At 32.6% G+C, this 11,525-nt stretch carries 11 protein-coding genes; all 11 read right to left on the minus strand.

The window, feature by feature from the left end:
* A partial coding sequence (locus E4663_RS14235; protein ID WP_135328133.1) for a cold-shock protein occupies positions 1–128 on the minus strand: 128 nt, incomplete at its 3' end.
* A 279-nt stretch (positions 129–407) separates the two neighbouring features.
* Positions 408–1,664, minus strand: a complete 1,257-nt coding sequence (locus tag E4663_RS14240) for a hypothetical protein (RefSeq protein ID WP_135328111.1) — start codon at positions 1,662–1,664, stop codon at positions 408–410.
* Positions 1,665–2,320: 656 nt separating this feature from the next.
* Positions 2,321–3,457, minus strand: coding sequence for a glycosyltransferase family 4 protein (locus E4663_RS14245; RefSeq protein ID WP_241657210.1), 1,137 nt, complete (start codon positions 3,455–3,457; stop codon positions 2,321–2,323).
* A gap of 18 nt (positions 3,458–3,475) precedes the next feature.
* Positions 3,476–4,042 carry a serine acetyltransferase gene (locus tag E4663_RS20200; protein ID WP_241657211.1) on the minus strand — a complete coding sequence of 189 codons (567 nt, stop codon included), beginning with the start codon at positions 4,040–4,042 and terminating at the stop codon, positions 3,476–3,478.
* Between the two features lie 5 nt (positions 4,043–4,047).
* Positions 4,048–5,115, minus strand: coding sequence for a glycosyltransferase (locus E4663_RS14255; protein WP_135328112.1), 1,068 nt, complete (start codon positions 5,113–5,115; stop codon positions 4,048–4,050).
* Positions 5,116–5,138: 23 nt separating this feature from the next.
* Complete coding sequence (locus tag E4663_RS14260) at positions 5,139–5,936, minus strand: glycosyltransferase family 2 protein (protein ID WP_158290504.1); 798 nt, start codon at positions 5,934–5,936, stop codon at positions 5,139–5,141.
* 62 nt (positions 5,937–5,998) lie between these two features.
* Positions 5,999–7,084, minus strand: coding sequence for a glycosyltransferase (locus tag E4663_RS14265; RefSeq protein WP_135328114.1), 1,086 nt, complete (start codon positions 7,082–7,084; stop codon positions 5,999–6,001).
* A complete protein-coding gene (locus E4663_RS14270; RefSeq protein ID WP_158290506.1) occupies positions 7,081–8,508 on the minus strand; it encodes an oligosaccharide flippase family protein in 1,428 nt (475 codons plus the stop codon). The genes E4663_RS14265 and E4663_RS14270 overlap by 4 nt, the downstream gene beginning before the upstream one ends.
* A 276-nt stretch (positions 8,509–8,784) precedes the next feature.
* The gene (locus E4663_RS14275; protein WP_135328116.1) at positions 8,785–9,456 is read right to left on the minus strand and encodes a sugar transferase; all 672 of its coding nucleotides are present in this window, start codon (positions 9,454–9,456) and stop codon (positions 8,785–8,787) included.
* A gap of 68 nt (positions 9,457–9,524) precedes the next feature.
* On the minus strand, positions 9,525–10,409 hold the full coding sequence (gene galU, locus E4663_RS14280; RefSeq protein ID WP_135328117.1) for a UTP--glucose-1-phosphate uridylyltransferase GalU: 885 nt from the start codon (positions 10,407–10,409) through the stop codon (positions 9,525–9,527).
* 74 nt (positions 10,410–10,483) lie between these two features.
* Entirely contained in the window at positions 10,484–11,266 is a 783-nt protein-coding gene (locus E4663_RS14285) for a tyrosine-protein phosphatase (RefSeq protein ID WP_338323644.1), read from the minus strand.
* Positions 11,267–11,525 lie beyond the last annotated feature (259 nt).

The following is an 11,525-nucleotide window of genomic DNA, read 5'->3' on the forward strand; positions in this document are numbered from 1 at the left end:
TCTTCTAGAGTTTTGAAACCTTCACCTTGAATAGCAGAGAAATGAACGAATACATCGTCTTGACCTTCTACTTCAATAAATCCGAAACCTTTTTCTGCGTTGAACCATTTAACGTTACCTTGTAACATAGTGTTACCTCCTGCGTGGACTAGAAATCCACATGTGTATTACTATTATTGCTCTAGAAATTCAAGGGAAAGTTGCTAAACTTTTTCTTTTATTCATAACCGAACAAGAATAATTAACTTTAACTATACACCTATTTTTTCAATGTGTCAAACTTCTCAATGTAATAAATTTCAAATCTATGTGTGTACTCATTACTTAAACGCCTTACATACACTTATGATAACCGATTTTATAACTAAAATTTCAATACTGAGACCTTGACATTCACAACATCTATTTTAATTGTTGTGATCACGTTCGATCCCACTTGATCTATCATCCAGTTTAGTACTTTGTGTATTAAACGCTCCAACTATGAAAATTAGAATTATAAAGAACATGACTCCTGTTCGTTGCCTGGCGGAGTCACCTCCGTACTCTATACCTAGAGCTGCTGCATGTATTAGTATGGGGATAACATATAAATACATTCTAACTCTCAAGTCACTATATTTAAACATTTTCACGACAGCCATGATTAAAAAAGCACTAAATAACAGGGAAATGATTGAATCAAATAATACCAAAGAATATATGTCTTTATCCCCGATAATATTCCATGGTAAAGGTGCAATAAACATTTTTACAATTGCTTGTGGTATTACTATCAGAGCATTAGCAACATCAATTTCCATTATGAATTGAATCACCAGATCTTTGTATCTAGATAAGATAGGATTACTTAGGAAAAATACACCAAATGCCACACCTACAACAATAGCTCTAACTTTTGTTTTTCTATTTATTTTTCTTCTCAGTAGAACATCCACAGCTAATGCCACTATTATAGAAAAACCGGCATATATACGTGTCAAAACTAAGAGCGGAATAACAAGTAAGAACCAAGGCTTCTTTTTGTTTTTATACAAATATATTGTTAAAGTTGTAAGAAAAAGCACTAAACAATCTTTAAGTACAAAACTAGTAAATATGAATAGATTACCACTTAACAAACTAACAAAAAATAATGTATTAGCTATTTTCCTCCCAAAGTCTTGTTTTACCACTTCTTTTATTAATACTAGAGACACATTAAACATAAAAATATTAATTAGATACAAAGAAAAATCGTTTTTAAATAATTCAGTTACGAAGTATATGAAGTAAGAATAACCTATTTGTGGTGTTCCAGCTATATCAGTAATACTTCCATATGTTAAATTCCCGGAGATTCGAATTTTTTCTAGAGTATCAAAATAGAAAAAAGAATCAGGAAATGGAACCATTCCCCAAATAAAATAAGTGTATACAAATATAACTTTCACTATAAATAATAAAATCCAGAAGGTGAAATTAAAAACACTCAACATTTTATTAGTTACAAAATAAACACCAGTAATAATGGTTATTAAAATGAAAAGAATAATAAGAGGTATTACTGCATCACTAACGTTAATCACTCGGTAAAATATAATAGTAACAATTAAAGATATAAAAAGAAGAGTATTTTTTAATAACCCTAAATTCCCTTTATTTTGATTCGCAAAAAATGTCATTAAATAATACCACCTAACCAGCCAGTTAATAGATTAATTCATGAAGTCTTCTAAAAAATAGATTGTCTATAAAATAGCAAGCTATTTATAGTTTGAAAATCTGATAAGATCACACGATCCCTCTGTATATAATATGATTTGTGTATGTATTTGGCAAGCTCAAATTGTATCAAGTATAAAAAGCTACATTGCATAAAATATAATTATTCATTTTCCTTCCTAGGAACTTAGAGGAACTAATTATTTTCGTAAAAGAACTACTTAAATATATTAAAAGTCCGTGTATTAAAAATAATTTATAATGACTAGTTATCAGTGAAGGATAACTAGTCAGGAGTATGTTGTGCAACTTTCCCATGCCAATTAAAACTCATAAATAAGATGATCCCTAATATAGGAATCACCTCTCAAAGATGGTGTGAAGTATTTTAAACTTATAAGAAAAGTTATATATTACTCATGAGTTATTTTTCTGTCTGTTCTCATCCAGTTTACAGGTTTTAAGATTCATGTTTAAAATCCTGAGTTTGAAGACCCATCTTGCAAACCACATTATTGTATAATGACTATTATGGTCAACATATAAACTGAATGTAACAACTAGTGTTTGTTTTGAGAAATAAAATTAATGATAAAATATGTAACAATTATCACTATTAGGCTTTTTTACTTAATTGCTTATATTTATCTACTATTCTATCAACTACTATTTGTTCAGTGAACTGCTTTTCTAATATTTCTCTTCCATTTGCTCCAAATTTAGATCTTAGTAAATCATCTTCAAGCAAATTGTCAAGTTTTTTAGCCATCTCATTTACATTTTCGTACTCTACAAGGTACCCATTTACGTCGTTATTAACTAATTCCCTCGTACCTAATACGTCACTTCCAATAACAGGTTTCTTGAAAGCCATTGCTTCCATGATAATCCTTGGTAGACCCTCTTTTTCAGAAGTAAGTGCAATTATATCAGCCATTTTAATAAAGGGGTATATATATGATTGATACCCTAAAAACCTGACTTGATCCTTTAATCCCGCCTCAACTACTTGCTTTCTGATTTCCTTTTCTAAATCACCTTGACCAGCTAATAAGCAAATAAAATTGTCATTTGTTTTATTTAATTCTTTTAAAGAACTTATTAGATACTTGTGATTTTTGACGGGCTCAAAACGTGCACCCACTAATATGACAATTTTTTCTGGAGGAATATCTAATTCTTTCTTCATTTTTTGAATTTTATCTAATGTGATATTTTGTTTATAGTTATCTAATAGTGCCAAATCTACTCCATTGCCTTCGTAAAAAACTTCTTTATTTACCGCATTTCTTTTAATTTTTTCAATATCTTCGGTATTCTGAGAACCAATTGCATCACAAAAAATCGACGCAACTTTTTCAAAAAACTCATAGACCTTATATTTTACTTTGCTTTGTCCTTCATAGTAAGGCAACCCATGACTTGTATGAATTACAATAGGTACACCTGCTAACTTACCAGAAATTCTACCAATAATACCAGCTTTTGCAGTGTGGGTATGGACAATATCATACCTCTCTTTTTTTAGCAGCCTTACGAGACGAATTATTGATACCAAGTCTGAGAGTGGGGCTATCTCCCTCTTCATTTCTACAAAACGCAAATTGATATTCCTATGCTTAAAAAGATTATTATTGAAACCCTCTTTTGCCGATATTAAGTGTACCTCATAACCTTTTGACTCTAATACTGATAATTTATCGACAAGGATTTTATGACTTAAGCTTGTGGTACAAATATTTGCTACCTTCATAATAGTATACCTCATTTTCTAAATCTCATTTAATTTATTCAGTACCTCTTCATCTAGCTCTTCTTCCCATAAACCGTTATTATAGAACTTCCATTTACCATCTATTCTTTTGTATTGCTTATTAGTAATTTCATTTTTTTGTATATACCTAGGCTTCTCATTAACTACTACTGAATTATCAGGTACATCTTCAAATACGACACAGTTTGCTCCAATTCTTACATTATTTCCAACAACAACTTTACCAATTATTTTTGCACCAGCTCCGATGTAACAATTGTTACCTATAGTAGGAGCTCCCATTCCTTTTGAATCAGGCAAGTGGTTTGTACCTATTGTTACTTGCTGAAAAATAATACAGTCTTTACCTATGGAAGCATTTCCTGATATGAAAATACCGAATTTATCATGAGGAAAGCAAGGCGGATTTGCAATTTTCGCATTATGTCCTATATAGCTACTGTATTTTTTTAGGTAAATATTATAAATTTTCTTGTACACTAATTGAAGTATATATTTTTTTTCAGTCAAACACTTTTTTTTCAAATTCCAAAAACCTAGAGTAGATACAATAAGCTCAATCACATTTCTCACCCCTTTTTAATAACATCTTTAAAGAGATCTTCCCACTTATCAACTATACAACCAATTTCATATTTTTTTTGTAAATGTCTTTGCCCTTTAACTCCCATTTCTTTTCTCTGTTGAGGTGTTTTATTCATAACCTTCAGCATGCCTTCCCCTAGAGATTCAGGATCTTTTGGTTTTACTAGATATCCTCCCTCTTCACTGCTGACCAACTCTTCTACTCCACCTACTTTAGTCGAGACGACTGGCAGCTGCGACAACTGGGCTTCCATGACTACATTTGGTAGTCCTTCCCATGCAGAAGAGAGGACAAACCCGTTATATTTAATTAATTCACTAGCTACATCATTTGATGGGCCAACGAACCTGATTACATTATCTACATTATGAACCTTACACAATTCCACTAATCTATTTAGTGTATTAGAATCACCATTGCCAATTACATCAATATTAAACTTGTACTCACCTTTGGAAACAAGAGACTTAGCAGCAAATATCAGGTTTTCATAGTCCTTTTGTGGTCTGAGTCTCCCAACAGCAACCCAATGAAATATACCGTCATTTATTGCGGTGGTATTTAATTTATTATAATTAAACGAGATACCATTAGGGATTACTTTTAACTTATTCTCTTTAAATATTTTTCTCGAGATTAAACTCTTAGAAGCCACTAATGAGTTAGTCGTAGTAATACTCGCTAGAGAAGCTGTGTATTTTTCTAATTTTTCTCTTAATCTATTACCAAAATACTCATTACGTACTGAGGTGATGAGTTTTGGTACCCCGAATAGTTTCCCAAATAGTTTCCCGATTATATTTGCGTGATACATAAAAGTTAAAAGAATATCCGGACGAAATTCTTTAATACAACGCTTTAAATTCATAATAGTGGTGAAAGTCATTTTTTTATTACTAACACCAATATATTCCACCTCGATACCAGATGATAGTGTCTTCTCTCCCATTGGTCCTAAAGGCGTCAAAGAAAGTACTTTAACATAGTATCCTCTTGCGACTAATTCTTTACTAATCAAATATATTTGATTATCTGCACCACCCTGCCCCATGCTTGTGGAAAGAAATAATATCCTCACAAATCTCGCTCCCTAGAACCACCCACAGATCTACGTGTGAATTTCTTAATGTTTTTCGGCATATATCTGTAAATGCTCCTGCCTATTGGGTACACATACATCCAATAAGGTAAACCTAACTCCTTAATAACTCTTTTTTGTACAGTTGCTAAGTCTTTCTGCCGATCAGCATATTTAAACGACTTATGCCAAAAGCTGCCACCATACACGTAATGTTCACCCAAAATTGAAGGTATATTATGAAATGCCCAATCTTTCTTTGCTATATTTAACCAAAACCTTAAATCAACTAGGTTCCCTGCTTCTGGATAACCGCCAACTTGATCCCATGCCTCTTTACGGAAAGAAGCAATTGTATGTGCAAAAGGTATGTATTTTGCCATTGCTCTTTTAATGTCATTATCACTTGTCGGAGGCATCCTGTTGTATCTTTCTCCTCTATTCTCATCTACTAAAATCGAATAGCCTCCAATAACACCAACATTTGGATTCTCTTCGAAGTGCTTTACTTGCTTAGCAAAGCGTTCAGGATAGCTAATATCATCAATATCTTGTCTCATAATGTACTTACCTTTAGCTTTTGATATTCCATGATTTAATGCCTTTGCAAACCCCAATCTACCTGGATCTAAAACAATAATTCTTCTATCTTTTTTTTCTTGCTCTTTCAGAAGTTCGAATGTACTATCAGTTGATCCATCATTAACAATAATAAATTCAAAATCAGAGTATGTTTGGTTTAAGATACTAGGAATAGCAGTATCAATATGGCTTTCACCGTTGAATACTGTCATAACCACGCTAACGTTCGGTTTCATTTTTCCCCTTCTTTCATGTTAATTGTTTTTAACTTAGATTAGAATAAGATATCAATGTACTTTTCAGTTACAAAATCAATATGATACTTATTACTTTTTTTCGCAAACTCTTCTACATGGTGGTGTTTAGGTTCCTTCAAGTTGTTCAGAATACTATTAGCTAATAACTCAACATCATTCACAGGTACTAGTGTTCCGTACTTACCATCCTCAAGAATTTCCCTAGGTCCATAAGGACAATCTGTTGAAACTACATTGGTACCCGAAGTTAATGCCTCTACAATTACATTCCCGAATGATTCATAATTTGATGGAAGAACAAATAAAGAAGAATTTCTCATATAAGAATATGGGTTATTTACAAACCCTGGCATATCAACTTCACTCTGCAATCCATTATCCCTGACTATAGAAGTTAGTTTATTCCTATTTGTTCCTTCACCAAGAATGATTAGTTTCGAATCAATTTCATTACGAACTAATTTAAAAGCGCGAATGAGTAACTGAAAATTTTTATCATCGTTCATTCGTCCAGCGGACAATACTACTTTTTGATTATTATTAAACCACTTGTGATTATTGAACTCACTAGCTTTTTTTTGAGTATTATCAGTCAAGACGGGGTTGTAAATTACAACAATTTCTTTTATAGATAAGTATCTCCTTACCTGATCTGCTACTCCATTAGAAACGGCTATAATGTTTTTAGCATCTTTATAAAAAGCTTTCATAAGTTTGAGTACAACCTTCTCTTGGAAGTTATCTCCTTTAGACAAAACACTATGAATGGCTACTGATACCTCTGTTCTTACTCTTGCTATTTTCACTGCTACTAAAGCTATAACATTTGCATAATTCATTGCACAAAGTAAAGATTCTGGCTTTTCTTTTTGTAAATACTTAATAAGAGGGACTAAACTCCTAGAAACTTTCTTTGCACCTAAATTAATAATTTTTATACTTCTATGTAGATCTTTTAAGTAAGGACCCTCAGCCTTAGCAAGAATTAGATCTACTTCGTAACCTTTCTCACAAAAATTATTCGCCAAATTCAACATGACTCTTTCTGCACCACCCCCTCTTAAAGATGGTAAGAACATGCTTATTTTTTTATTTATTGTCATTTTAGATCACTCAACTTATTTAATTTTGAACTCACTACTTTTCGTACACTTAATACGTCGAATAAGTAAATTGATAACAGATATGTTAATACCCCACTTAACACTTGCATAAATAGAGCTGTTAGACCTGTCCAATTATTAAGAAGTGACAAGGGGAGTAACATAATAAACGTTGATAAAATTATTTTAAGAAAATCTTTCAAAGGAAACTTCAATTTAAAGACTTTATTTCCAATAATGAAACTTGCTACTATTGCAAAGATATATGATATTAAAGTAGAATAAACAGCACCTAATATGCCTATTCTTGGGATTAAAAGTAAATTAAAAATCAGATTTATTATAGCTGCAATCAAAACAGGTATCATTTGTAAATTTGTTTTCTCTCCTAATTGGAAGGACAAATCAAAATGATAGGATTTTAGACCTTGTAATAATACTGCTATAGAAATTAAGGGGATAATAGCATTTGCCACATCGCGGAACTCACTTCCTAACATTAATTCTGTTATGTTAGGAGTTAACATTATTATGCCTGCGGTAGCAGGGATAGAAGCCAAGAGTAAAATTCCGGTATTTTCCATAATCTGTTTTTGCGCTTGTTTTACGCTACCATTTTCTAGACTTTTAACAGCTAAGGGATAAGCTGCTAAATTTATTATCATCATTATTAGAATAAGTGACTGTTGAATTAAATCGTACGATACTGAATAACTACCAGCTTCTTCGGAGCCTAACATCCATCCTATTAACAATCGATCAGAACTATTTAATACCATTCCCATTGAGAGTGTAACTGTCAGTGGTAATCCGTATTTTAATAATATCTTTATTATTGCTTTATCGTATTCTAAAATATTTGTATCTTTCCATGTTGTAAACCAGCTATAAATTATTGGTATCAACATACCAACAATTAAACCTATAATTAGTGAAATAGGTCCGTAACCTAATTCAATAAGAAATATACCTATCACCAAAGAGAACAAGGCTTTAGATAATGAGAAAAGGCCATACAATATTGGTGATAGTTCTGACCTTACAATTTCTAAGTTAAATTGAAAGAATGACTGAGTTATTAAAAGTACTATACATAACGTCCCGAAAATTTGAAAATCATTAAATTGCGAATTGAAGTTCACAACTGGAAGACCGATTACTAAAACCACCACCGAAATGGTCAAAAAAAGGAATTTCACAGTGCTTAGAAAAGTATGTTTGGATTTTTCTGTCTTGTTGTGTTGTGGAAAAAACCTAAGGACCCCTAGTCTAATCCATTGGAATAAGATAGAGTTTAAAAATCCAATTGAAGCTAAAGCTATAGCATACTCACCATAATCGGCTGTTGAAAGTAATCTAGTAAAAATAACTATTGCTACGAAATTAAGAATTCCTGGTAAGCCCTTAGATAATACATAAACCATTATGTGTCTAATTAACATATTAAGCACCTTTATAGCATATTTATATTGGACTTTCCTTGTTAATTCCGTCCAATAATCTGGTGAAAAATTCAAGCGCAGAACTTGTAACCTCACTGAAAATTACTTTTCAGTTGAAAACATTAGGATATTGCAAATTCAGATTTTGTGTGGGGTTGTTATACACGGCTATTCATCAAAAAATTGAACAAGAATAATCCAATACAACTTCTAACAATTTACAATACCTTCACTAATAATAATTACCGATGCCCTTTATCATCTTGCACCGTTACCTGTTACTATAACTTTCAAAGTTGATAAAGTAATCTTAAAATCCATCAGCAGACTCAAATTCTTTATGTAGTACAAATCCAGGTGCAATTTTTCGCTAGGGCTAATATCGTACCCCCCATTTATTTGCGCCCAGCCAGTTAAGCCGGGCTTTATAGATAGTCTATTAACAAAACCAGGAACGTCATTATTAAACTGAGCAGTAAAGGCTGGTCTCTCCGGACGTGGACCAATAAGACTCATTTCTCCTTTTAGAACATTATAAAGCTGAGGTAATTCATCAATTCGTGTCATACGTATAAACTTACCTATGTTTGTAACTCTCACATCATTTTTCAATGCCCATTGTGCACCATTTTTCTCAGCATCAACTGTCATTGATCTTAACTTAAATATTCTGAAATACTTTCCGTTTAATCCAACTCTTTCTTGTGTGAAAAACACAGGCCCTTCTGACTCCATTTTTATAGCGACCGCTGTAAGAAAAACTATAGGCAATGTCAATATTATTCCGACAATTGATAATATAATGTCCATCATTCTTTTTACGAAATGATAGGTTTTTAATCCAGAATTCAAATGCTCTTCATGGAAATGTTGATCCATATTTATAGAATATTCCTCAACTAACTCTCTTCTTTCTTGTTGAAAAATCATAAAAACTATTCACCTCTTTTAATAATTAAGGTCTATTATCCACCTAATCACAATATAAGGTACCAAAACTACTGTTTAATGGTTACTTTATCTTGTATAAGTGAATGCATCAAATCTCTTACATCGGGACCAATTTCTTCGTTTTTTAATGCAAACTCAATAGTGGTCTGAATAAAACCAAACTTTTCACCTACGTCGTAGCGTTTGCCTTCAAAATCATACGCATATACATCTTGAATACTATTTAACTCTTCAATAGCATCAGTTAATTGAATCTCACCGCCTGCCCCCAGTTTTTGTTGATCCAGAAAATCAAAGATTTCTGGTTTCAATATATATCTTCCCATTATTGCCAAATTAGAAGGGGCAGTTCCCTGAGTCGGCTTTTCTACAAAACTACTTACTTGGTACCGACGACCTTCACTCCAATTTGGATCAACTATTCCATAACGATGCGTTTGATCATCTTCAACTTGTTGAACCCCAATTACTGAAGAGCCGGTCTCCTCGTGTTGGCTTATTAATTGTTTAAGACACGGGGTTTCTGACTCCACAATGTCATCTCCTAGTAGAACTGCAAAAGGGTCATTCCCAATGAACTTTCTCGCAGACCAAACAGCATGACCAAGTCCCTTAGGCTCTTTTTGTCTTATGTAGTGGATATCGACATTTGAAGTTTCTTTTACCTTGTCTAATAGGTCAAACTTCTCTTTTTTCATTAAATTATCTTGAAGCTCGAAGTTGTTGTCAAAATGGTCTTCAATAGCGCGCTTACCTTTACCGGTTACAATGATGATGTCTTCTATACCTGACTCAATTGCTTCTTCTACTATATATTGAATAGTTGGCTTATCAACAATCGGCAGCATTTCTTTTGGCATTGCTTTGGTGGCTGGTAAGAATCGAGTTCCTAAACCTGCTGCTGGAATAATAGCTTTTTTAACTTTCCTCATAAATATTTCCTCCTAAAATTCTATTGAAATACTACAATTATTTTAAAATAATTGTAACTCTATTAGTTTTCACATTAAAACAATCCAAGAAAAATTTTTTTCTTAACCTGCTGCGGTGGTTGCGCTGCTAGCACGTGATTTTCTATTAGATAATCTGCATTTTCCTGGAAAAAGCGGACCATAGAGAAACCGTATCTCTTCTCAATTTCATTATATGCTTCTTGCATTTTAAACCCTCGGCTTGTAGTATTATGAGCATCACTCGAGATAAGGTGAGCAAGGTTTGCTTCAATAAGTAGTCTGGATACTTTTTGGTTTTTCTTTCCGAATTTTCCAATTAAGCTAGCAGCAGTAATTTGAGTATAACAACCTTTTTCTACAAAAGAATAAAGGATGTCGGGATCCTCCTGGATGCGCTTATTGCGCTCGGGGTGAACAATAATTGGACAGTAACCTGAAACTTGAAGGTCAAATAGCAACTTACTTGTATAACGTGGGATATTACTGAAGGGAAGCTCCACAAAAACATACCTCGTGTTGTTTAGTGGAAGGACGTCACCAGCTTTTATCGCTTCCAACATCTCCCCATTTATACGCGTCTCCTGCCCAGGTAGAATGTGTATATCAATCCCCTCATCTTTAAATACTTCATTCAAATAATCAACTTTCTTCAATATTTCTTGTTTCGTATTTTCGTATGTACCATTCATGTGATGTGGCGTAGCAACAATAATGTCTATCCCTTCTTTTTCAGCTTCCCTCGCCATATCAATACTGTCCTGAACCGACAATGCCCCATCATCTACACCAGGTAATATATGACAATGTATATCAATCAAAGCATTCACCACTTTCATGTTGTTTGGGAATAATTATTATAAAGGAAGTGTCACTAAATCACTATTTATTTTAACGATAATAATAATAACATTAATACAATGATTTTAAAACACTTATTTTTTATGAATTCCGCTCTTTCTAGGTTCTAGTTACTATTCATTCTGTAGAAACAATTACAAATTATGAATCCCCGACATTATAATTGAAAGAATAAATAGATAGTTATCATAAAATATTAATCGCCATAATACTCTCATAAATAACGATATTTGGATT

Origin of the sequence: Halobacillus salinus, from assembly GCF_004684905.1 — a bacterium.
In the GTDB taxonomy this organism is placed as follows: Bacteria; Bacillota; Bacilli; order Bacillales; family Halobacillaceae; genus Halobacillus; species Halobacillus salinus.

Coding starts and splice junctions, on each gene's coding strand:
- E4663_RS14255 (WP_135328112.1), bottom strand. CDS start 5,115: ATGGGGCAGGGTGGTGCAGATAATCAAATATATTTGATTAGTAAAGAA.
- E4663_RS14260 (WP_158290504.1), bottom strand. CDS start 5,936: ATGACAGTATTCAACGGTGAAAGCCATATTGATACTGCTATTCCTAGT.
- E4663_RS14275 (WP_135328116.1), bottom strand. CDS start 9,456: ATGATTTTTCAACAAGAAAGAAGAGAGTTAGTTGAGGAATATTCTATA.
- E4663_RS14270 (WP_158290506.1), bottom strand. CDS start 8,508: ATGGTTTATGTATTATCTAAGGGCTTACCAGGAATTCTTAATTTCGTA.
- E4663_RS14265 (WP_135328114.1), bottom strand. CDS start 7,084: ATGACAATAAATAAAAAAATAAGCATGTTCTTACCATCTTTAAGAGGG.
- galU (WP_135328117.1), bottom strand. CDS start 10,409: ATGAGGAAAGTTAAAAAAGCTATTATTCCAGCAGCAGGTTTAGGAACT.
- E4663_RS14245 (WP_241657210.1), bottom strand. CDS start 3,457: ATGAAGGTAGCAAATATTTGTACCACAAGCTTAAGTCATAAAATCCTT.
- E4663_RS14240 (WP_135328111.1), bottom strand. CDS start 1,664: ATGACATTTTTTGCGAATCAAAATAAAGGGAATTTAGGGTTATTAAAA.
- E4663_RS14285 (WP_338323644.1), bottom strand. CDS start 11,266: ATGAAAGTGGTGAATGCTTTGATTGATATACATTGTCATATATTACCT.